At 56.3% G+C, this 20,925-nt stretch carries 21 protein-coding genes; 11 read left to right on the top strand and 10 right to left on the bottom strand.

Annotation, left to right across the window (positions count from 1 at the left end):
* Window positions 1–843, bottom strand: a complete 843-nt coding sequence (gene rplB, locus RCCS2_RS16775) for a 50S ribosomal protein L2 (protein WP_037294453.1) — start codon at window positions 841–843, stop codon at window positions 1–3.
* 572 nt (window positions 844–1,415) lie between these two features.
* Between rplB and RCCS2_RS16770 the strand changes: the two genes are divergently transcribed.
* A complete protein-coding gene (locus RCCS2_RS16770) occupies window positions 1,416–1,997 on the top strand; it encodes a hypothetical protein (RefSeq protein WP_156788602.1) in 582 nt (193 codons plus the stop codon).
* Window positions 1,998–2,579: 582 nt separating this feature from the next.
* Window positions 2,580–2,885 (top strand): DUF6958 family protein, encoded by a 306-nt coding sequence (locus tag RCCS2_RS16760; RefSeq protein WP_008236474.1) that lies wholly within the window; start codon window positions 2,580–2,582, stop codon window positions 2,883–2,885.
* 44 nt (window positions 2,886–2,929) lie between these two features.
* Here the strand turns inward: RCCS2_RS16760 and RCCS2_RS16755 are convergent, their stop codons facing one another.
* Window positions 2,930–3,649, bottom strand: coding sequence for a phosphodiester glycosidase family protein (locus RCCS2_RS16755; protein WP_008236472.1), 720 nt, complete (start codon window positions 3,647–3,649; stop codon window positions 2,930–2,932).
* Window positions 3,649–4,044, bottom strand: coding sequence for a 30S ribosome-binding factor RbfA (gene rbfA, locus RCCS2_RS16750; protein WP_008236470.1), 396 nt, complete (start codon window positions 4,042–4,044; stop codon window positions 3,649–3,651). The genes RCCS2_RS16755 and rbfA overlap by 1 nt, the downstream gene beginning before the upstream one ends.
* Before the next feature lie 97 nt (window positions 4,045–4,141).
* Here rbfA and dapB point away from each other — a divergent pair, with 97 nt between their 5' ends.
* The 8 genes from dapB to RCCS2_RS16710 all read left to right on the top strand — a co-directional run bounded on the left by dapB (window position 4,142) and on the right by RCCS2_RS16710 (window position 11,732).
* Window positions 4,142–4,951, top strand: a complete 810-nt coding sequence (gene dapB, locus RCCS2_RS16745) for a 4-hydroxy-tetrahydrodipicolinate reductase (RefSeq protein WP_008236467.1) — start codon at window positions 4,142–4,144, stop codon at window positions 4,949–4,951.
* A gap of 26 nt (window positions 4,952–4,977) precedes the next feature.
* The gene (gene rpiB / locus RCCS2_RS16740; protein WP_008236464.1) at window positions 4,978–5,424 is read left to right on the top strand and encodes a ribose 5-phosphate isomerase B; all 447 of its coding nucleotides are present in this window, start codon (window positions 4,978–4,980) and stop codon (window positions 5,422–5,424) included.
* A gap of 144 nt (window positions 5,425–5,568) precedes the next feature.
* Entirely contained in the window at window positions 5,569–5,931 is a 363-nt protein-coding gene (locus RCCS2_RS16735; RefSeq protein WP_008236463.1) for a hypothetical protein, read from the top strand.
* A 257-nt stretch (window positions 5,932–6,188) separates the two neighbouring features.
* Window positions 6,189–7,823: a peptide ABC transporter substrate-binding protein gene (locus RCCS2_RS16730; protein WP_008236459.1), complete on the top strand. Its 1,635-nt coding sequence runs from the start codon at window positions 6,189–6,191 to the stop codon at window positions 7,821–7,823.
* Between the two features lie 68 nt (window positions 7,824–7,891).
* Window positions 7,892–8,815 (top strand): oligopeptide ABC transporter permease OppB, encoded by a 924-nt coding sequence (gene oppB, locus RCCS2_RS16725; RefSeq protein ID WP_008236456.1) that lies wholly within the window; start codon window positions 7,892–7,894, stop codon window positions 8,813–8,815.
* A 13-nt stretch (window positions 8,816–8,828) separates the two neighbouring features.
* Window positions 8,829–9,755: an ABC transporter permease subunit gene (locus tag RCCS2_RS16720; protein ID WP_008236455.1), complete on the top strand. Its 927-nt coding sequence runs from the start codon at window positions 8,829–8,831 to the stop codon at window positions 9,753–9,755.
* 4 nt (window positions 9,756–9,759) lie between these two features.
* On the top strand, window positions 9,760–10,725 hold the full coding sequence (locus RCCS2_RS16715; RefSeq protein WP_008236454.1) for an oligopeptide/dipeptide ABC transporter ATP-binding protein: 966 nt from the start codon (window positions 9,760–9,762) through the stop codon (window positions 10,723–10,725).
* The gene (locus tag RCCS2_RS16710; protein ID WP_008236453.1) at window positions 10,725–11,732 is read left to right on the top strand and encodes an oligopeptide/dipeptide ABC transporter ATP-binding protein; all 1,008 of its coding nucleotides are present in this window, start codon (window positions 10,725–10,727) and stop codon (window positions 11,730–11,732) included. The genes RCCS2_RS16715 and RCCS2_RS16710 overlap by 1 nt, the downstream gene beginning before the upstream one ends.
* 37 nt (window positions 11,733–11,769) lie before the next feature.
* Here the strand turns inward: RCCS2_RS16710 and RCCS2_RS16705 are convergent, their stop codons facing one another.
* From RCCS2_RS16705 to RCCS2_RS16690, 4 genes are read right to left on the bottom strand one after another with little or no spacing between them, the layout of a single operon-like run.
* Window positions 11,770–12,972, bottom strand: a complete 1,203-nt coding sequence (locus RCCS2_RS16705) for a CaiB/BaiF CoA transferase family protein (protein ID WP_008236452.1) — start codon at window positions 12,970–12,972, stop codon at window positions 11,770–11,772.
* Window positions 12,969–14,474: a tripartite tricarboxylate transporter permease gene (locus RCCS2_RS16700; RefSeq protein WP_008236448.1), complete on the bottom strand. Its 1,506-nt coding sequence runs from the start codon at window positions 14,472–14,474 to the stop codon at window positions 12,969–12,971. Before RCCS2_RS16700 ends, RCCS2_RS16705 begins: the two co-directional genes overlap by 4 nt.
* A gap of 3 nt (window positions 14,475–14,477) precedes the next feature.
* Window positions 14,478–14,918 carry a tripartite tricarboxylate transporter TctB family protein gene (locus tag RCCS2_RS16695; RefSeq protein WP_232204298.1) on the bottom strand — a complete coding sequence of 147 codons (441 nt, stop codon included), beginning with the start codon at window positions 14,916–14,918 and terminating at the stop codon, window positions 14,478–14,480.
* A gap of 41 nt (window positions 14,919–14,959) precedes the next feature.
* Window positions 14,960–15,925, bottom strand: a complete 966-nt coding sequence (locus RCCS2_RS16690) for a tripartite tricarboxylate transporter substrate binding protein (protein WP_008236444.1) — start codon at window positions 15,923–15,925, stop codon at window positions 14,960–14,962.
* A 122-nt stretch (window positions 15,926–16,047) separates the two neighbouring features.
* Between RCCS2_RS16690 and RCCS2_RS16685 the strand changes: the two genes are divergently transcribed.
* Entirely contained in the window at window positions 16,048–16,941 is an 894-nt protein-coding gene (locus RCCS2_RS16685; RefSeq protein WP_037294445.1) for a LysR family transcriptional regulator, read from the top strand.
* A 48-nt stretch (window positions 16,942–16,989) separates the two neighbouring features.
* Here the strand turns inward: RCCS2_RS16685 and RCCS2_RS16680 are convergent, their stop codons facing one another.
* From RCCS2_RS16680 to RCCS2_RS16670, 3 genes are all read right to left on the bottom strand, one after another.
* A complete protein-coding gene (locus tag RCCS2_RS16680) occupies window positions 16,990–18,003 on the bottom strand; it encodes a DctP family TRAP transporter solute-binding subunit (RefSeq protein ID WP_037294443.1) in 1,014 nt (337 codons plus the stop codon).
* Window positions 18,004–18,097: 94 nt separating this feature from the next.
* Window positions 18,098–19,681 carry a phosphate ABC transporter substrate-binding/OmpA family protein gene (locus RCCS2_RS16675; RefSeq protein ID WP_037294441.1) on the bottom strand — a complete coding sequence of 528 codons (1,584 nt, stop codon included), beginning with the start codon at window positions 19,679–19,681 and terminating at the stop codon, window positions 18,098–18,100.
* Window positions 19,682–19,934: 253 nt separating this feature from the next.
* Window positions 19,935–20,819: a LysR family transcriptional regulator gene (locus RCCS2_RS16670; RefSeq protein ID WP_008236436.1), complete on the bottom strand. Its 885-nt coding sequence runs from the start codon at window positions 20,817–20,819 to the stop codon at window positions 19,935–19,937.
* Window positions 20,820–20,925: the final 106 nt, after the last annotated feature.

Here is a 20,925-nt window from a genome sequence, read left to right as displayed (position 1 = left end):
TTAACGACCCTTCTTCTTGGCATGACGCGAACGCACGATAAGGCGCTGCGATGCTTTGTTTTTGTTACGGGTGCGCTTGCCCTTGGTATCTTTACCCCAAGGTGTGACAGGCGTCCGACCACCAGATGTGCGGCCTTCACCACCACCGTGCGGGTGGTCGATCGGGTTCATGGCAACACCACGGACACTTGGGCGGATGCCCTTGTGACGGGTCCGGCCCGCTTTACCGAAGTTCTGGTTTGAGTTGTCGGGGTTCGACACAGCACCGACAGTGGCCATGCATTCCTGACGGATCAGGCGCAATTCACCAGAAGACAGACGGACCTGCGCGTAACCACCATCACGACCCACAAACTGGGCGTAGGTGCCGGCTGCACGGGCGATCTGGCCGCCTTTGCCTGGCTTCATTTCGATGTTGTGAATGATCGTACCGATTGGCATGCCGCTGAATGGCATGGCGTTGCCGGGCTTAATGTCAGCCTTGGCAGATGCGATCACCTTGTCACCAACAGCGAGGCGCTGCGGGGCAAGGATGTAATTCTGTGTACCGTCTTCGTACTGAATCAGCGCGATAAATGCGGTGCGGTTCGGGTCATATTCGATCCGTGCGACAACAGCGGACATGTCCAGCTTGTTACGCTTGAAATCGACGATGCGGTAAAGACGCTTTGCGCCCCCACCAATACGACGCATAGTGATCCGTCCGGTGTTGTTCCGGCCGCCCGATTTAGTCAAACCCTGAGTAAGGGATTTGACAGGACGTCCTTTCCAAAGCTCCGAACGGTCGATCAGCACCAGCCCACGCTGGCCCGGCGTCGTCGGTTTGTACGACTTGAGTGCCATGTTAGCTTCTTCCGTTTGCTTGGCGGGCCACTTGCGCGACCCTGATGTTAAAGGCCCCCGTAGGTGCCCGATTTAGAGGTGTCGGAGAGAACCCCGACCTACCGTGACCCGCGTGTAACCGTGGGCTTTGGCAATACCACAAAGACCCCGGAACGAATCCGAGGCCAAGCGATTGCGGGGATGTAGCAGGGAGGGGTGTGGGTGGCAAGTAGGATTGAGAACCTAGCAGTCAAGCATTTCTATGCAGCAAAGCGCCAGTCTCCAGCCTTGCCTATGTCATTCTGCCGCCTTACCTATAGTTGCAATGGTTATTCTATTCAGTAGGCACAATGAGTTTATTCCCTAGACGCTTCCATTGCGCAAAGACACAAAATAATTCATTGCTTGCATGTGCCTTGTTCCTTTGCAGCGGCTGCATGGGTGGTGGGGACAGTGGTGGTTCAGATGGATCGATAGATGGAGGTGGTGCTCTATTCGTTGGCGCTGCGTTTCTCACCTACGCCATAATACAGGCACAAAACTCATCAGACTCAAGCAACGACGTCATTGCGACGACCCGAATGTACGGAGGTATGACCCAATTCCCGCCCGAGGAATTCTACGCTTATGGTTTCGTAGCTTTTCCGACTTCACCTAACGCCTCAAACCGTGCACGGTATAAGCTTGCGTGCAACGCCTTTGATGCGGGTCTTGATCCAATTACTGCCAGTACCCCCCAGGTTGCCGACCAAGCAATAACGATGTGGCCGACTTTGGGCTGGGTTAGAGACTTTGAATTTGCGGCTGATAACAGGTGCGACAGAGCTATAGACTCCTATGACGTAACTACCGCAAGGAAACTTATTGCGCTCGGTGACGATCTTGGCTTTCGAAAGAAACCTGATCGAGGTCCCTATCTGATCGCAATGAGCCCCGGCAGTGTTTGGTCTAATGCGGATACTTCCGACACAGTTGCCTTCAACTCGTTGGACCTCAGCGACTGCGATGAACGCCAAGACTTTGATCAAGCATTTAGAGAGTGGTCGCGGACACTACGTATGCCCACAGACAAATGGAACCGAAATCAAAATTCACCTTGTGGTAGATGGTGGGCGCTGGAAGCACTAGACTTCTTGGGTAACTCGGCGAATGAATACATTGCGCAGACTCAATGAGATCAACATGACTTTCTGGGACTTCATAATGAAAGTTTGGGTTCGAGTGACCGTTGCCTATTTGATGGCTTTCGCATGCTCCGCCTTTGCATCAGTAAAATATGAAATGCTTTCAACCGGTCACTTTCTTGCATTCTTCAGCTTCTTTTTTCCTTTGTTTCTTCTTGTCGTTCACTCCGCAACTTTTCTACATAGATTTCGGTGTCTCTTCGCAGGCATTCTTTCTAAACTACGGTTTATGAAATAACATGGTGTTGGGGAAATCGAGCGCCAAACGTAAGTTCTCACCGCTTCAGCTCGCCCTTCCTGCCAAAACCTTCCTTCGAAATTTTGTCATCCACGCCACCCGTTTGGCAGACGTTTCGGCATAGGTGGCTGGCATAAATCGCGCGACAGCGACGTGACCGATGCCAACCCGCGGGCCGTCGTTGGCCCTTTCGTATAAGGCAAGTGTTGGATTGCCGGGGAGAACCCCGGCCTACGTAGGTCGGGGGCTCCCCCGACACACCCCTACCCGCCTTTTTGGCGCATGGGTCAGGATGGGCTTCCGCAATCCCCAAATTGTCGTGGAAGGAGAGCTGCATGTCTGAGACTGACAGCAAGATAGAAATCGAAAGCATCACATCGCCACAGCGGACGGACCGCGTTGATCGCGTCAAATACATGGCTATGCGTGAAGCACTGATGCCGGTTTTGCCCAACACAGCACCCGGTATCACAGTTGCCGAGGCGAAAGCGGCGCTGCTTGAGCATCTGTCAGAAGATGTGTTTCCGGGCGGTGCCAAGGCGGGTTGGTGGCTTAAAGCTGTGCAGCTGGATTTGGAGGCCAAAGGGCTGATCGCACGAGGGTCAACCAAGCCCGTTAGGCTTTATCGTTGCGAGGCATAGCTTTGCACGGTGATCATGGGCCGGTAGCCCTGATCTTCAACGCCTTACTCGGTCACTGCAACCATTGGCCCCAGCGACTGAAATCCAAAGTCACTGCGCCCTTGGTCGCGCGCGTACAGTCGCGACACTTTTCCATCAAAGTACAGCGCGTTTGGCAGTTCCAGATAATCGCGAAAGAAGCTGCCGAATTCATGGAACGTCACGCTGTCGTTGGAAATCACAAAAACGGCAGTGTCGCCATCGGTTGTTGTGCCCACACCGTTGCGGATGAACCGCGATGTGCTGTCCACCAAGAACCGTGGATGTAGCGCACCATTGATGACCAGCATCGGCCCGGATTGCGTCGCATCACGGCAGTCAGGCGCGCGGGCGATATAATCAAGCGTCTCGTAAACCTGCGCGCTATCATCATTGATGCAAAACACCCCATTGGGCAGCAGACCAAAGTTACCGGGCCCTGCGTTTGGAATGACGCGCATCGTCTCGATACCATCCTCGCGGTAATGCCCCACCGGGGACCGATCATCATGGTACATGCCTGCGTTCATCGCAAAAGACAGACGGTTTATTTCAGGCAAATCTTCGATCCCGCCAAAGCTGCCGATCAGGGTGCCATCGGCATCGCGGTGAAACAAGCTCAGGCTTTCGGACGCGACATCAACCGTGCAGGCTGTATAGCTAAGACCCTTATAGGTCACATCCTCGCAGGTCACCGCTGCTACGGGCACGGCCCAGAACAGCAGGACGCCCACCAGCCAGCGCATCAGTCGTCCAGATCCTGACGGACATGATCCTCTGCCAGCAATGCGCGCGTCGCGTCGATCTGGTCAAACGTCCCGTCAATTTCAAACCGTAGTTCAGGCGCGAATTTCATCGTGCCGCCTTTGACCACCAAATGCCGGATTTCGTGGCGGTTGCGGCGTAATGCCTCTAACGCCTCTTGTTTCCCATGCCCACCCAAGGGCAGCACAAAGGCCGTCGCGATCCGCAAATCGGATGTCATCCGCACCTCGCCGACCGTAATGGACATGCGCGCCAGTTCATCGTCATGCACGTCGCCGCGTTGCAGGACTTCGGACAGGGTGCGGCGGATCACTTCGCCCACGCGCAACATGCGCTGGGTGGGGGCTTTGCCGTCTCGATTTGAATTCTTTGCCATAGGGTTCATTTAAGCGCTGTGGCAGCCGATGCCAAGCAAGGCTTTGCGTCAGCGGCGATCCGGCGCTAAACGAAGGTCCAAGAAGAGGGACAACAACATGACAGATACACCGGGCATCGTGATCACAGGCGGATCAGGCAAAATGGGGCAAATGCTGATTAGGTCAGTGCTTGCGTCGGATAAATGCCATCTGGTGGGCGTCTTGGAACGGTCAGGCCACGATTGGGTCGGGCAGGATATCGGCACTATGATGGGTGGACAGCCGATTGGTGTTGATGTGACCGACGACGCGGTCGAGGTGTTTGCAAAGGCGCAAGCGGTGATTGACTTTACCGCGCCTGCTGCGACGGTCGATTTCGCAGGGCTGGCGGCACAAGCGCGCGCGGTGCATGTGATCGGCACCACTGGGCTGTCCGAAGATGACCTCAAGGCGATCAATGCCGCGGCCCGCCATGCCGTGATTGTGCGCGCTGGCAATATGTCTTTGGGTGTGAACCTGCTGGTCCAGTTGACCAAACGCGTTGCCGCAGCCTTGGATGATGATTTTGATATCGAAGTGATCGAAGCGCATCACAACCAAAAGGTCGATGCCCCATCTGGTACGGCCCTGATGCTGGGCGAGGCCGCCGCCGAAGGGCGCGGCGTATCCCTGAGCGACGTCAGCGACAGCGGGCGTGACGGGATCACAGGTGCACGCAAAAAGGGTGACATCGGGTTCAGCGCCATTCGGGGCGGCGATATCGTGGGCGAACATGATGTGCTGTTTGCCGCCGCAGGTGAACGGATTGTGCTGCGCCACCTTGCGACAGACCGTGCAATTTTTGCGCGTGGTGCGCTGAAAGCCGCCCTTTGGGGGCAAGACAAAAACCCCGGCGAATATGACATGATGGATGTGCTGGGCATTTGATAGCCGGCCAATAAGGATCAGACCCCATGACCAACAAACGCGTCGTTCTTTCCAGCGATCACGCCGCCATCGAGATGCGTCAGCAAATTGCGGACCATATCACTGCCAAAGGATGGGAGGCGGTTGATATCGGCCCCACGACACCCGAAAGCACACCATACCCCGCCCATGGTGAAGCTGCTGCGCGGCGGGTCGCGTCAAGCGATTGCACGTTCGGGATTATCTTGTGCGGGACCGGTCAAGGGATCATGATGGCCGCGAATAAGGTCAAGGGCATCCGCTGCGGCGTATGCTCTGACGTGTTTTCGGCGCAAATGATCCGCGAACACAACGACGCAAATATGCTGGCGATGGGCGCACGGGTGATCGACAACGCCACAGCGCTTAAGATTGTGGATGCGTTCCTGTTCACCGATTTCGGGGGCGGACGCCATGCCACGCGTGTGGACATGATCAAAGCGCTGGAAGACTGAAACAGCTACTTTGCGTCCCAGATTGGGAAAACCCGCCCAAAAATAGGCAATCCCTGCCGTTTCAACATAAACCCGATCGCCAAGAGTGAACCAAACGGCAGATCACTGCGTATAGATAACATCCTGCTGATAACGGAGGCACCGATGAAATACGCGATCCTATCTTTGATCTTTGCAACCGCTGCTGCACCTGCGGCCGCTGACAGTTATGTACCTGTAAAAGATCAAGCGACTTTCCTGTCGCTGGTCCAAGGTAAAGAATTGCGCAACTTCTTTTACGGTGTTCGCCTTCAAGTTTTGCCCAACGGCGATATCGACGGATCTGCCATTGGCTGGGAAATTGATGGCAACTGGAGCTGGCAAGACGGTTATTTCTGCCGCGAATTAAGCTGGGGCGGCGACCCTATCCCTTACAACTGCCAACTTGTGGAAGCGCGCGGAAATGACCGTGTGAAATTCACCGTGGATCAGGGCGCTGGCGATTCTGCATCCTTCCGCTTGCAATAACGAAAGTCATCGATTTGAATTTATCTTACCGGGGCAACGTGTTTGTCCCGTTTCGATAATTGCGCAGATTTACTGAAATTCTTCTATACTCTACGCGTACGCTCTATGATTTCGGCACAAAAAGAACTGTCGCGGGGTCAACCTGCAATTAACCTTGCCATTTGTTCGGTGGCATCAAAAGATATCCCCATCAGCGCATAACGCGCCCCATTGTAAATGATTGCGTCGCCAAAGACGCAACAAAAGGGAGATATCACATGACACTCAGAACCAGACTGCTTGCAACCACCTCTGCCGTATTGATTGCCACGACCGGCGCGCTTTATGCCGACGGCCATGCCACACACCCCGAGACCGGCGAAACGCTCGCCTCTGATCAATCGTTTACCTACCGCGTTGGGGACGAAAGCCCGTCGATTGATCCGGGACTTGTTGAGGATGTTGATGGTGCCGATGTCGTGCGCGACCTGTTTGAAGGTCTGTATAATCAGGATGCCGCCGGCAATTTGATCCCCGGTGTCGCGCTAAGCCATGAGATGAGCGAAGATGGTTTGGTTTACACATTCACCCTGCGCGACAACGCCAAATGGTCGAACGGTGATCCTGTGACAGCTGGCGATTTTGTCTATGCGTGGCAGCGGGCCGCGTCACCTGAACTGGCGTCCCCCTACAGCTGGTACATGGACCTGATGTCGATTGAAAACGGCGGTGCCGTCATCGCCGGTGATATGGACCCATCCGAACTGGGTGTCACTGCTGTCGATGATGTCACGCTTGAGGTCCGCCTGACGCAACCCCTGCCGTATTTCCCGCAAATGGTGACGCATGGCACGACCTTCCCCGTTCATCAGGCCACCATCGAAGAACATGGCAGTGACTGGGTTTTGCCGGAAAACATGGTGTCCAACGGCGCCTATGTGCTGAGTGAATTCGTGCCACAAGAACGGTTGGTACGGACCCGGAACCCAATGTACTGGGACAACGAAAATACGATCCTTGAAACAGTGACAAAGCTGGTTATCACCGACGAAAACGTAGCGTTGACCCGTTATCTAGCCGGTGAATTGGACCGCACCGATATTCCCGCAGGTCAGTTCCCGCGGCTTTCCGCCGAATTCCCTGATCAGGCCAATTCCGTGCCACAGGCCTGTTCCTACTACTACATGTTCAACCTGCGTGACGGCGCACCCGAAGAACTGCAAGACCCTAATGTGCGCAAAGCACTTAGCCTCGCCGTCGACCGTGATGTTATTGCGGAAAACGTATTGGCCGCCGGGCAAAAGCCTGCCTACACCTTCACGCACTGGGCGACTGCCGGGTTTGAAACGCCCGATATTCCCATGGCGACCATGACGCAGGCTGAGCGGAACGAGATGGCGCAAGAGCTGCTGACCGAGGCTGGATATGGCTCTGACAACCCGCTGAGCATTGATCTGGTGTATAACACCGACGATTCCCACCGGTCTGTCGCGATTGCAATCAGCCAGATGTGGAAACAGACGCTGGGTGTGGAAACGACGCTGGCCAATCAGGAATGGCAGACATTCCTTGAGGCGCGCGGCAACGGCGACTTTGATGTGGCCCGCGGTGGTTGGTGTGCCGACTATAACGAAGCATCCACCTTCCTTGATCTGATGCAATCCGAGTCAGGCTATAACGACAGCAAGTACAACAACCCCGAGGTTGATGCGCTGCTGGCCGAAGCCAAAACATCAGACAACCCGCAAGCCAACTATGACCGGGTTGAGGAGTTTATCGCGCAAGATACGCCGATCATTCCGATCTATCACTACGCCGCAGACTATATGTATGCGACAGACCTCGAAGGTTGGCCCTACGAGAACTTTGAACAGAACTGGTACTCCAAAGATCTTTATAAGATCGCTGAGTAATCACATCACGTGATAAACCGCGCCCCATCTGAGGCGCGGTTTTCCCATTCTGTTAGGACACCTGACATATGCTGAGCTTTGTGATCCGACGCCTTGCCGTCGCTATTCCGACCCTTTTGATACTGGTCGTCTTGTCGTTCATCCTGATGTATGCGGCCCCCGGCGGCCCCTTTAATTCCGAGCGTCCTTTACCGCCCGAGGTGCTGGCCAATATCGAAGCCAAATACGGGCTGGATCAGCCGTTTTGGAAACAGATCATCAACTATGTCGTCAGCGTTGTGACGCAGTTCGATTTCGGCCCGTCGTTCCAATACAAAGACCGCACCGTGAATGAAGTTATCGCCCAAGGGTTCCCGGTGACGCTGACTTATGGGTTCTGGTCGTTTGTCGTGGCTGTCACCGTTGGTGTGTCCCTTGGTGTTGCTGCGGCAATTAAACAGAATTCATGGATCGACTATTTTGCTGTTGGCGTATCCATCGGCGCGCAGGTGCTGCCGAATTTTGTGATGGCCCCTATCCTGCTTTTGGTCTTTACCCTTTGGCTGGGCTGGTTGCCCGGTGGCGGCTGGAACGGCGGGCAATGGCAGTTCCTGATTATGCCGGTGATTGCGCTATCCACATCCTACATGGCATCCATCGCCCGGATCACCCGGTCGTCGATGCTGGAGGTGCTAAACACCAATTTTATCCGCACCGCCCAAGCCAAGGGCCTGCCGATGCGCCGCGTCATCTGGCGGCACGCGATGAAGCCGACGATTCTGCCGGTCCTGTCCTATCTGGGCCCCGCTTTCGTGGGCATGATCACCGGATCGGTGATTATTGATGTGTTCTTTTCCACCGGCGGCATTGGCCAATTCTTTGTGAACTCTGCCTTTAACCGCGACTATTCCGTCATCATGGGGATCACCATTCTGGTGGGCACCCTGACAATCCTGTTCAACCTTGTGGTCGATATCCTTTACGCATGGATTGACCCCAAGATCCGCTATTAAGGGGGTCTGAGATATGTTTCCCAACAGAGCAGCCGTTGAAGGCATCGGCGACGCCGCACAATTGGCCGAGGTCAAGGGCCGGTCCCTGTGGGCCGACGCCCGTATCCGGTTTTTCCGCAATCGCGCGGCGGTGATTTCACTGGTCATGCTGGGCTTGGTGGCAGCCTTCGCCCTGTTCGGGGGCATGTTTGCGCAATACGAACCCGATTTCGTGAACTTCAGCTTGATCGGCAGCAACGCCTATCTGGGCGTGCCTTCGCTGGAAACCGGCCACTATTTTGGCACCGACAGCAACGGGCGCGACCTGTTTGCGCGCACGGCCATGGGCACCGGTATTTCACTGATGGTGGGTATAGTTGGCGCGCTTGTCGCCGTGATCGTCGGTACGCTTTATGGCGCGACGGCGGGGTACTATGGTGGCCGTGTCGACGGGATCATGATGCGGATTGTCGATGTGCTGATGTCCATTCCCTTTATGTTCGTGCTGATCCTGATGCTGGTGATTTTTGGCCGCTCGATCTTTATGCTGTTCCTTGGCATCGGGCTGATTTCCTGGCTCGATATGGCGCGGATCGCGCGGGGGCAGACCCTAACGATCAAGAACAAGGAATTTGTCGAGGTCGCGGTCGCCACCGGTGTGCGCCCCAGCAAGATTATCTTGCGCCATATCGTGCCCAACCTGCTGGGCATCGTGATTGTCTACGCCACCCTGCTGGTCCCCAATATGATCATCTTTGAAAGCTTCATCAGCTTTCTAGGATTGGGGGTACAGGAACCCGCCACATCGCTGGGTGCGCTGATCAACGAAGGGTCACGCACCATGCAATTCGGGTACATGTGGCAAATCTCTTTCCCGCTTTTCTTCTTCGTCGTTACCATCTTCGCCTTCTTCTTTGTCGGCGACGGGTTGCGCGACGCGCTAGACCCCAAGGACCGTTAGAAACATGCCTATTTTGGAAATCGAAGACCTGATGGTCACATTCGACACCGCCGACTGCGATGTGCATGCCGTCAACGGGCTGTCGTTCAACATCGACAAGGGTGAAACACTGGCCATCGTCGGTGAAAGCGGGTCGGGCAAGAGCCAGACCGCTTTTGCGATTATGGGGCTTTTGGCTAAAAACGGACGCGCGACCGGTGCGGTTCGTTTTGACGGAATCGACTTGTTAACGCTGAAACAGAACGCGCTAAACAAATTCCGCAGTCGTCAGATTGCGATGATTTTTCAGGACCCTATGACATCGCTCAACCCCTATATGCGGATCAGCGATCAGATGGCCGAGGTGCTGACCCTTCATTATGCTATGAGCAAGTCGGACGCTGTGAAAAAGGCTGTGCAGATGCTGGATGCCGTCCGCATCCCCGACGCCCGCGCCCGTGTCACGATGTACCCGCATGAATTTTCCGGCGGTATGCGCCAGCGGATCATGATTGCGATGTCGCTGCTTTGCCAACCACGCCTGCTGATCGCGGATGAACCGACGACTGCACTTGATGTGACGGTGCAAGCGCAAATCATGCAGCTTTTGGGCGATATCCGGCAGGATTTCGGCACCGCTGTTATCCTGATTACTCATGATCTTGGCGTGGTGGCCGGGTTCTGTGACCGTACGTTGGTGATGTATGGCGGGCAGATCATGGAAGAAGGGACCACCGAAGGCATCTTTGCCAGCCCGACCCATCCTTATACCAGCGGTTTGCTGAAAGCGGTGCCGCGACTGGACGTCGACGAAGGCGAATTAGTGACGATCGCGGGCGAGCCGCCTGATATGTCCAACCTGCCGCCCGGTTGCCCGTTTTCGCCGCGTTGTCCGGTCAAGCTGGATCACTGCCGCAGCGACCGACCACCGCTTGAACTGCATGAAGGACGCCGCCGCTCATGCCACTTACCTGTCAGCGAGGTGGCATGATGGAGCCGCTTTTATCCGTTCGCAATCTGTCGGTTACGTTTGATGTGCGCCGCCCGGGATCATGGCCGTGGACACCGCCGCGCAAGCTGCATGCTGTATCCGAGGTGTCGTTCGACATTCAACCGGGCGAATGCCTTGGGATTGTGGGCGAAAGCGGGTCGGGCAAATCGACCATCGCCCGCGCAGTTGTTGGCACGCTGCCATCGTCGGGTGGGAATATCATGTTCGAAGGGCATGACCTTGCCAATATGAGCCCGAGCGAACGCCGGGTGCACCGGCGCGACGTGCAGATGATTTTTCAAGATCCGCTGGCCGCGTTGAACCCGCGCATGACGGTGGGCGAAATTATTGCCGAACCGCTGGTTACCCATGAACCCAATACATCGCGCAAGGACGTCAAAGCGCGCGTTGGCCAGATCATGGAACGGGTGGGCCTGCTGCCCAATCTGATCAACCGCTATCCGCATGAATTTTCAGGCGGGCAATGCCAGCGGATCGGAATCGCGCGTGCGCTGATCCTGAAGCCCAAACTGATTATCTGTGACGAACCCGTCTCGGCCTTGGATGTGTCGGTGCAGGCGCAGGTCATCAATCTGCTGATGGAATTGCAACGGGACATGGGGCTGTCGATGATTTTCATCGCCCATGACCTAAGCGTGGTGAAACATATCAGCGACCGCACGTTGGTGCTTTATCTGGGCCGGGTGATGGAAACGGCAAACAGTCATAAGCTGACAACCTTGCCGGAACACCCTTATAGCCAAGCCCTGGTCGCATCAGTACCGATCCCTGACCCCATCTTGGAAAAAGCACGACCGCGCCCAATCCTTGAAGGGGAACTGCCCTCGCCGCTGGCCCCGCCATCGGGCTGCGTGTTCCGCACCCGCTGCCCCAAGGCGCAAGCGTCTTGTGCGCAGGCGCGCCCTATACTGGAGGATATCGGCGGCAATCACTTTGTCGCCTGCCCTTTTCATGAGGCAGAGCATGTGCTGGCCGTGGGTGAGTAGCGCAGGTCAGGTGACTTTGGCCTTCACGCCTAATTTATCATTTCGGGGGCGCCGCAATCACGCCATTCTGGCGCAATGCATCAACTTCATCTTCGCTATAGCCCAAATCACGCAGAACAGATTCACTATCGCAACCCAATGACGGTGGCGTGTCTGTATGCTTGGCTGTCGCCTCGCCCGCAATCGCGAAGGGTATGCCGACACCATTGGCTGGCCCCCTTGACGCAAATTTGCGGGTGGTTGCTGGTGCCAACGCCAGCGCCTCGGGAAGTGTTCGCAATCTTGCTGCGGGCACTTGTGCGGCGATCAGGACCTCTTCCCAGTGTTCTGCACTTTGCGTTACCAAAACTGCGACTAATTCTTCGGCCAGCAACGCCTGATTTTGGTCCCGTGCAACTGCGGTGGCGAACTTGGGATTATCCAGCCAATCCGCGCGTCCGAGTGCGGTGGCCATCCGCCTGAACTGTGCATCTTCATTGACGCCCAAACTGATATGCCCGGACAGACACGCAAATGTCCCCGATGACGGAGAGCGGCTGTTTGCGGCGTTTCCACGTGGTTTCGGTGGCGTCCCGGTCATCTGATAATCTGTGATGGTCGAACTCATCAGGCTGAAAGCGGTCTCTAGCATTGATACGTCGACAAAAGCACCTTCGCCTGTTGTGTGCCGCTGCATCAAGGCGGCGGTCACAGCCAATGCGCCTGCCAGACCGGTGGCGTAATCCACGATTGGCGCGCCGGTACGTATCGGCCCACTTTCGTCAGTGCCCGTCAGTGCCATCAAACCACTGATCGCTTGAATGTTGACGTCATATGCGGGGACATCCGCCATCGCGTTGCCACGTCCGTACCCTGTCATCGCGCAATGGATCAGGCGCGGGTTAATGGCCCGCGTTTGCGTCTCGGACAGGTCAAGATGGGCCAAGGTCGAAGGACGGTGGTTTTCGACCAACACGTCCGCTGACGTAAGCAGCCGATGAAAAACCGCGCGTCCAGCGTCGGTTTCAAGGTCCAGCGCAATTGATTGTTTGCCTGCACCTTGGGTCTGGTATGCCGTGCTCATCCCTGCGGCAGCCAGCGCCGCATCAGTACCGCCACGATGCCGCATCGCGTCACCTGTTAGGCTTTCGACCTTGATCACCTCGGCCCCCAGAAGGCCAAGATAGTAAGAACAGGCTGGCCCTGCCAAAACATGGGTCCAGTCGATCACGCGCATACCATCCAAAGGAAGCGGCATCATGCATCCTCCAACGCGACAGCGCGCGCTTGTCGGTTCAGGCTGCGGACCCGCACCGCCAGCGCCGCCAGCCCGATCAAAAGGAACAGCAGTGCGATGGGCCGCGTCACAAAGATCATCAGGCCATTGTCAGACAACAAAAGCGCTTGTCGAAAGGCTTCCTCGGCGCCGCCGGCCAATACGAATGAGATAACGAAGGCGGCCGGATTGAAATCAAGTTTACGCATAAGCCACCCCAGAAAACCTGCCGCCACCATGACATAAACATCAAACAGGTTCCCCCGCGATGTATAGGCCGCCACAAAAGAGGTCAAAAAGATTACAGGGTACAGCACTTTGGTCGGAATGCGGGTGATGAACCGCCCCACAAAAGCGGCGCCATAATAGCCAATAATACCGTACATCACGATGCCGATCAGACCACAGGCAAACAGCGCGAAAACCAGATCACGTGAGGTCAAAAACAGTGTCGGCCCGATCTGGATGCCATGGATCAGGAAGACCCCAATCAGGATTGCACCAATTGTCGACCCTGGAATGCCCAGCGTCAAAAGCGGCGCCATGGACGGACCGCTGACCGCATTATTGGCCGCTTCGGGTGCAGCGACCCCTTCCAGCGCGCCTTTGCCCCAGTCATCGGGGTTTTTCGCGCGTCGCTTACCTTCGCCGTAAGCCACAAACGCTGCAATGGCTGAACCAAGGCCGGGCAGCATTCCGATGAATGATCCAATGAAGGACGACCGGATCACATGCGGGATGCAGGGCCGGTATTCCGCCCAGGTCAGCCCGTTGCGTGCCGCATCATCGCCATCCGGCACCATTTCGGTGGTTTTGCCGCGCTCTTCGATCTGGGCAAACACCTCGCCCAGTACAAAGATCCCAATCATCAGGGGCACAAGGCTGATCCCATTGGTCAGATCAAAGCTGCCAAAGGTAAATCTTTCGGTTGAACTGATCGGATCAAGCCCGATCATCGCGACCAACACACCCAGTGCCGCTGATGCCAGCCCACGCGTGACGGATTTGCCAATCACGGAACCGATGACAATAAAGGCCGCAAAATACACCGCAAACAGCTCTGGCGGGCCAAGTTTAAGTGCGATGGTCGCAATCCATGCGACGCCGACGATCAACAATATCTCGCCAGTAAAATCACCGATGACGGATGAAATCGTGGCGACTTTCATCGCCTTGCCTGCTTTGCCTTGGCGGGCCAGCGGATACCCATCCAACTGTGTGGCCGCTGATGCCGCCGTGCCGGGGGTGTTAAACAGAATAGCCGCAATTGACCCGCCATAGCGCCCGGATTTCCCGATCACATATAAAAATGCCAGCGCAGGGAGTGGCTCCATATAGAAAGTCAGCGGCAAGAGCATGGCAATCGCAGCAGAGGCAGTGAGCCCCGGAATTGCGCCCACGATCATGCCAACGATTGCAGCCAGAAACACCCAGCCCAGCAGGACCGGATCGCCTAGAACGCTGGCGAGTGCGGCAAAAATTTCCATTGTTCAATAACCACCAAAAACATCAAGCAAGTCAAACCAACGCCCCAAGGGGGGAAAGACACCCAACAGTTCAAAAAAGACCAAGTGATAGATCGCAGGGCACAGCACAGCAGCAGCGCACAGCCCAATCACATTGCGCACGCCAAAAATCCACAAGGCGATCGGGGCGGCGATAGCGGTGCTGATCAGATAACCAAACTGCGCCATGACCCAAACATAGGCGATCGCCAAGGCCAAGAGGGCCGCAATCGCTGGCAGATGTGCCCGGTTCAACGCAGGTGACGCAGGCCTGCCGCGTGCGCCCCACCATTCAGCAACGCCAAGCGCCACCAGTGACAGCGAACCGGCCAAAGGAAAGATGCGCGCGCCCCAGCGCCCGTATTGATCCAATGCGATGTTCATACTCGTAAACGTGGCACCGACCCCCAAAAGGATCAGTGCCACGGCGACGGTCCGCGAGGCGGGAGTGGGACCTGCGGACAATTCTAGCCCTGCTCTGAAAGCGCGTCGATTACGGGCTGTGTGTCTACTTGCATCTGACGCAGGCGGGCCTCGGTTTCGGCACCGCTCAGGAAGGCAGGCACGTTGCCGCGTTCCAGCATCAGATCGGCAAACTGCTGCGTTTCGGTGATTTCCTTCAACGCGGCCTCCATGCCGGTGATCACTTCGGGATCGGTGCCATTTGGTGCAAAGAACACGATGGGCGAGGACACAGGCACATAATCGAACCCAAGCTCAGGCAATGTCGGGACATCATCACGGACCGGATCACGCTCTGGTGCGGCCAGCGCCAGAACCCGCAGTTCGTTTTCAAAACCGGCGGCCTGTTGGATGCCGACAAAAGCAAAATCAACCTGTTCACCGATCACAGCAGCACGTGTCGGGCCGCCCCCTTTGAACGGCACATCCTGCGCTTGCAGGGCGTTGCGGTTCAAAAAGCTTTGTCCGGCCACATGGTGGAAACCGCCACGCCCGTTATGCGCCCACCGCAGGCTGCCAGGGTTTGCGTTTGCCGCATCCACAAGGTCTTGCACCGACTGGAACGGGCTATTGGCAGGAACGATAACAGCAGGTGTCAGGTTGCCGATCTGGGCAATGATCTGAAAGCTGTCAAACGGGTTCACATCCGTGTCGCGCAACATTGAGGTCAGCAAGAAAGACCCCGCTGACGTGACCATAACGGTATTGCCATCCGGGCGGGCAGCGGCGGCTTCGGTCGCACCTGTGATACCGGATGAGCCCGGCTTGTTCACGATCACCAAAGGTACTGGCAAAATGCCGTCAGCCGATGCAGCCGCGGCACGGGCCAACGCATCAGTGCCGCCACCAGCAGAGTACGGCAAAATGGCGTTGATCGGGCGGCGCGGCGCCCATTCGGCCAATGCAGGTCCAGCCCCAACAGCAATCGCAGCGGCAGAGACACCGGTTTTAATGAATTCACGACGTTTCATGTTTTTCCTCCCAGAAACAACTGGTGCGTCTTGGCGCACCTTCAAACTATCACTGGACCTTAATCGCCGCCATAGAATAGAAAAAACGCAATTATCAGAATTATAGTTCGGATTTTTCGAATATGAACCTCAAGAGCCTCAAGATATTTGCCCTTGTTATGGAAGAAGGCACGCTTGCGCGCGCTGCTGATCGCGTCAACCTCAGCCAATCAGCCGCCAGCCGCCTGCTGCAAATTCTGGAAGAAGAATTTGACGTCACACTTTTCCGACGGGACAAAAAGCGGCTGATCCCCACCCCGGAAGGTGAGCAGTTCTACCCGGAAGCCTTGCGCATTCTTGCGCAGGTGGATCAAATCCCTGATTTCTTCGCACAAATCCGCAGCGATGCCCCGGTGCCCCTGCGCCTGATCTGTCACACCAGAATCGTAAACGGGCTGGTCCTGCCCGCCATCGCGCAGTTTGCAAACGTCGAACCCGACACGCCCGTCAAGCTTGAGATTTATCCCAGACGGGACCTTGGCAGGCGCATTATGAACGACCGGTTTGACCTTGGGATTTCGGCGCTGCCAGTACCGGTCGAGACGATCAAACCAAATGTCTTGGGCAAAACCGCGTTGCAGGTCGCGCTGCCGAAGGATCATCCTTTGGCCCGTCGCGATATACTGGAGCCAGCCGATCTGGTTGATGTGCCTTATATTGCATTGGACGACACGACCGTCATCAGGCGCATTGTGGATCAGGTGATGCACCGGGCGGGTGCGCCGCTGACCATCAAACACGAGGTCTCTGTCGGGTCGGCGGCGTATCGGTTGGTCAAAAGCAAACTGGGGTTCACTTTTGCCGATTCTGTGGCGCTGGATCCTGAAGTGGCGCAGGACATCACGCTTGTGCCATGGCGCCATGAAATGAATGTGCCGTTTGGATATTTCTTGCCGCCGCGGCGGGACAGACATCCGCGTGCTGACGCGTTTGCGCGTGTGTTGCAGGATGTCTTTGATAGCAAGCTGGCAGGCTGAAACCCAGAACGCGCAGCGCGCAAATAGCGCGCCACGCATCCCGTGGGATTAGTTGAAGGGATCAACCGTCGCGTTGACCTCGACCGCGGCATCAATCAGATCGCCGCCAATGGACGACCGGAATTGATCCCAGACCGGTTTCATCTCGGCGCGCCAAACGGCCAGCTCTTCTGGTGTCAGCCGGATGATCACACCGTCATCATCCAGAATATCTTGCCGCCGCGCCTGATTGATTTCATAGGCAAAGCGGTTTCGCTCATGTGTGGTGAGGGCCATGATATCGACAACCGCCTGTCGGGTTTCCGGGTCAAGGCTGTCAAGAAAGGCCTGTGACGTCACCACCAGATAACCGATATAATTGTGGTTGGTTTCAGTCACCGCGGCCTGTTCCAGATAGAATTCTTCCTTCTGGATATTTGCCCAGGTGTTTTCCTGTCCCTGCACCTCGCCCGAGGCGAGCGCGTCGTAGACTTTGCTGAACGACAACTTGACGGGCGTAATTTCCATGCGGCGCAGCACTTCTGCTGTGACAGGCGAACTGGAAGACACACGAAAGCTTAGCCCGGCTGCATCACCCGGCAGGCGCATCGGCACAGTGGCCGAATATTGACGCATGCCGTTGGCCCAATATCCCAGTCCGACAAAGCCGTCGTCCGTGATGCCATCAGTCATGCTTTGGGCGGTTTCCGTTTCAAGGAACGCCATGACCTGCAAAGGGCCGTCAAACAGGAAGGGCAGGTTGAACAGTTCAAACTGGTCCGAATAGGCGCCGAATTTGGTCACACCAGGGGCGGCAAATTGCACGTCGTCGTTCAGCAAAGCGTCAAAGACGTCGTCATCATTGTAAAGCTCACTGCGGCCATACACCTCGACGCAAAGTGTCCCATCAAGCTGTGTGTTGATCTGCTCGGCAAAGGCCATGGCTGCTTCGCCTTTGGGATGGCCTTGCAATGCAGTGATCAGGCTAAAGCGCGTCACGCGCTCCCCTGGGTCGCATTGTGCAGTCAGTTGTGCTGGTATGACGGCCAGGGCGGCCAGTGTGAGTGTTTGTAGGAATTTCATCGTTTTGTCCTCATCTGGAGGTCTGCTACGCGGATATCGGGACAGCTGTGTGTCAAATCCGTGGTGTTTTGTGTGCGGTGGGGCAGGCGGCGCATCAGTTGCGCGCCACCACATCGCGGACCCAGACCTCGACCCGGCGGTTGATCCGGCGCCCGGTGTTGGTCTCGTTGCAGCCCAGTGGGGAAATCTCGCCGTAGCCGATGGTTTGCAGGGCCACATTGGATTGCAGGTCTGGATTTTCATCCAGCAGTTCCTGCACAACCTGCCCGGCACGGCGTTCGGACAATTGCCGGTTCAGTTCCGGATCACCGACGGAGTCCGTGAAGCCCACGAATACGGCTTCTTTGTTGCGGTAGGCATCACTGCTCAGCAGCCGGGCCAGACGCACGATATCGTCTTGCGCGCGCGCATCCAGATTGCTTGACCCTGTCTCAAACCGGAAGGTGGTCGACAACCGGTCAGAGCTAATCAGCTGTTCCATCATCTGCTGCAATTGCGGGAAGGTGGAAAAGTCGCGGTTGGCCACCACCGCCGAGGCCACACGCAGGCCCTGACTGTCAACCGAGGCTTCGCGGATGGTCTGGTCAATGAACCCGGCCTCAGAGATCAGGCCCTGCGCCTCTTCGGACAGCGCAAAATCCAACATACCCTTGGCGTGCACCGGCAGCCTGTCGGTGGCTGTGTACATGTAAAGCAGGCGGGTCAGCGGGTATTCTTCGGTTTTGATGGTAAAGGCGTTGGGCGGTGTTTGCAGCCCGCAGACCCCTTCGATGGCCAGCGCCTTGGCGCCATCCCCATCGGCAAAGTTGGTAAAGCCCAGCCCGTTGGGGTCCACGGCCACGATCTGGGACAGGGCCTCATCGCTTTGCACCAGAATGACGTTATTGGCAATTTGCAGGCCGTTGGGGCGCATCAGCAGGTTGTCAAACACCTCGCGGATGCCGGAATTGGTGTCGCGCACGTAGATGTTAATGGGCGCATCGGGGCCACCCAGTTCGGCCCAGTTGGTGATCCGCCCGGCAAAGGCCAGGGCCGCGTTCTGTTCGGTGATCGCGCGCACCGGATTGTCAGGTGAGGTCACCAGCAACAGCCCGTCCAGCGCCACGATATGTTCGTTTTGGGTCGCGCGGATATCGCCCAGACCGGCCTCTTCAAAGGCGCGGGCCTCGCGATTGCGGGCCGGGCGGGACGCCAGAGCGATCGTCGCCTCACCGCGCAGCAGGTCGGACAGACCATCGGTCGTGTTTGAGGGCGCGATATCCACAGCGGCGATCATGTCACCGGAGGTTGAAACCACCTCATAATTGGCCGCGCCAGCTTGTGCCGCTGTGCGGTTAATCGCGCCAAAAGCGTCAATCTTGTCGCTGCCATAGGTGCGCAGCAGGCTTGGGATCAAATCCTTGCTCAGCGTGCGTGACCCGGAAATCCGAAACTCTGACGCCTGAGAGGTCGTGACAGGACAGCCCGCACCATCGCAGCGCACCATATCCGCATCCAGCGTCAAAGTGCCCAAAACCGTGCCCAACGTATAGACCGCGCCATCAAACGACAGCAACTCACCCTCAATCGTCACATCGCCATTCAAGGCCGTTAAAGTCACGTCCTGGGCGACCGATGACGTGGCAAGAAGGGACATTGCCGTTCCGACTAAAAGGCTCTTTTTAAGTGACCAAAACATTTAACTAACTCCTTGCCATGATCTGTTCTCAAGCTGTGGACATTTTGACCACATCTTCGACAGCTGATTTTTCCGGAGAATTCGTTCTAAATATGTCAGAAAAAATTAATCACTAGACATTAAGTTGCAAAAAACGCAAGAGTGGATGCGCTTTGCTGAGGAGCGTTATTTTGGCAATCCGATCATGGACGCCCTGACGATCATCGTTTCGACATGGGATTACGTTGAAGGTCGGCGTTTTCAGCCTGCCCGATCAAAACGCTGCAAATGCGTCTGTCATGCAATCAATAAAGGTTTCTGTCGCAGGTGATATCGCGGCACCGCGCGGTGTCAGGATGCCAAACTCAAGCGATAGGGCATCGGCCAGTGGGCGCACGACAACCGGCCCGCTGGCGCATGAGGCTGTGAAAACATCCGTGATCGTATACCCCCAGCCCTGCCCCACCAGATTAATCGCAATCAATGATGACGAGGTCTGAATACCGACGCGTGGTTTCACGCCCGCGATTGTAAATGCGGCATCAATCTGTTGTTGCAGCAATGTATCGGGGGTCAGTGACAGCAATTCCTCGTCCAACAGATCGCGGATCGACACCTTGTCCCGCGCACCCAAAAAATGTCCTTTCGGTAGAACAACAACCGCCTGTGTGCTACCAAGCGGGCGGATATCAAGCTTTACGTTGTCATCAATAGGCAACGGTCCAAACCCAACGTCGAACTGACGGCCTGTCAACCAGCGCTCCATTTCGCGACGATGGTGGGTCTCTAGCGTCAGGGCGATGTCAGGCATGATTTTGCGGAACTGTATCGCGGCACGCGGCAGCACACTGTTTGCCAAGCGTGACATCGCGACAACGCGCACCTGCTGACCGGTCCCTTTGCGAATATCGCTGGCGATATTGGCCAATTGCTCAATCCCGGCGAGGATACGTTCGGCTTCCTGAAAAAAGCGCCGTGCCTCGTCCGTTGGCCGCAATGCGCGTCTGTCCCGATGGAAAAGTGCGAAGCCAAGTTCATGTTCAAGATTTGAAATCAACCGCGACACCGCAGGCTGACTAAGGTTCATATCGGTCGCAGCACCCGCCAATGAACCGCGACGCATGATCAGACAGAATGCATTGAGTGCCTTTGGAACCATCTGACCATTTAGCGCGAACCAATGCCGGACCGCAAAAACAATCTGCTTAATTTGGCAATGACAGGTGCGGTTTGGCGACAGAGGACGATCAACACCAACAACTATT

This window comes from Roseobacter sp. CCS2, assembly GCF_000169435.1.
Taxonomy (GTDB): Bacteria; Pseudomonadota; Alphaproteobacteria; order Rhodobacterales; family Rhodobacteraceae; genus Yoonia.
Note: the sequence above shows the minus strand (reverse complement) of the source record. Positions and strands in the feature narration are given on the sequence as shown.

Excerpts from the sequence above, each read along its gene's own strand:
- rplB (WP_037294453.1), bottom strand. The coding sequence starts at position 843 with ATGGCACTCAAGTCGTACAAACCGACGACGCCGGGCCAGCGTGGGCTG.
- RCCS2_RS16770 (WP_156788602.1), top strand. The coding sequence starts at position 1,416 with ATGACCCAATTCCCGCCCGAGGAATTCTACGCTTATGGTTTCGTAGCT.
- RCCS2_RS16760 (WP_008236474.1), top strand. The coding sequence starts at position 2,580 with ATGTCTGAGACTGACAGCAAGATAGAAATCGAAAGCATCACATCGCCA.
- RCCS2_RS16755 (WP_008236472.1), bottom strand. The coding sequence starts at position 3,649 with ATGCGCTGGCTGGTGGGCGTCCTGCTGTTCTGGGCCGTGCCCGTAGCA.
- rbfA (WP_008236470.1), bottom strand. The coding sequence starts at position 4,044 with ATGGCAAAGAATTCAAATCGAGACGGCAAAGCCCCCACCCAGCGCATG.
- dapB (WP_008236467.1), top strand. The coding sequence starts at position 4,142 with ATGACAGATACACCGGGCATCGTGATCACAGGCGGATCAGGCAAAATG.
- rpiB (WP_008236464.1), top strand. The coding sequence starts at position 4,978 with ATGACCAACAAACGCGTCGTTCTTTCCAGCGATCACGCCGCCATCGAG.
- RCCS2_RS16735 (WP_008236463.1), top strand. The coding sequence starts at position 5,569 with ATGAAATACGCGATCCTATCTTTGATCTTTGCAACCGCTGCTGCACCT.
- RCCS2_RS16730 (WP_008236459.1), top strand. The coding sequence starts at position 6,189 with ATGACACTCAGAACCAGACTGCTTGCAACCACCTCTGCCGTATTGATT.
- oppB (WP_008236456.1), top strand. The coding sequence starts at position 7,892 with ATGCTGAGCTTTGTGATCCGACGCCTTGCCGTCGCTATTCCGACCCTT.
- RCCS2_RS16720 (WP_008236455.1), top strand. The coding sequence starts at position 8,829 with ATGTTTCCCAACAGAGCAGCCGTTGAAGGCATCGGCGACGCCGCACAA.
- RCCS2_RS16715 (WP_008236454.1), top strand. The coding sequence starts at position 9,760 with ATGCCTATTTTGGAAATCGAAGACCTGATGGTCACATTCGACACCGCC.
- RCCS2_RS16710 (WP_008236453.1), top strand. The coding sequence starts at position 10,725 with ATGGAGCCGCTTTTATCCGTTCGCAATCTGTCGGTTACGTTTGATGTG.
- RCCS2_RS16705 (WP_008236452.1), bottom strand. The coding sequence starts at position 12,972 with ATGATGCCGCTTCCTTTGGATGGTATGCGCGTGATCGACTGGACCCAT.
- RCCS2_RS16700 (WP_008236448.1), bottom strand. The coding sequence starts at position 14,474 with ATGGAAATTTTTGCCGCACTCGCCAGCGTTCTAGGCGATCCGGTCCTG.
- RCCS2_RS16690 (WP_008236444.1), bottom strand. The coding sequence starts at position 15,925 with ATGAAACGTCGTGAATTCATTAAAACCGGTGTCTCTGCCGCTGCGATT.
- RCCS2_RS16685 (WP_037294445.1), top strand. The coding sequence starts at position 16,048 with ATGAACCTCAAGAGCCTCAAGATATTTGCCCTTGTTATGGAAGAAGGC.
- RCCS2_RS16680 (WP_037294443.1), bottom strand. The coding sequence starts at position 18,003 with ATGAAATTCCTACAAACACTCACACTGGCCGCCCTGGCCGTCATACCA.
- RCCS2_RS16675 (WP_037294441.1), bottom strand. The coding sequence starts at position 19,681 with ATGTTTTGGTCACTTAAAAAGAGCCTTTTAGTCGGAACGGCAATGTCC.
- RCCS2_RS16670 (WP_008236436.1), bottom strand. The coding sequence starts at position 20,819 with ATGGTTCCAAAGGCACTCAATGCATTCTGTCTGATCATGCGTCGCGGT.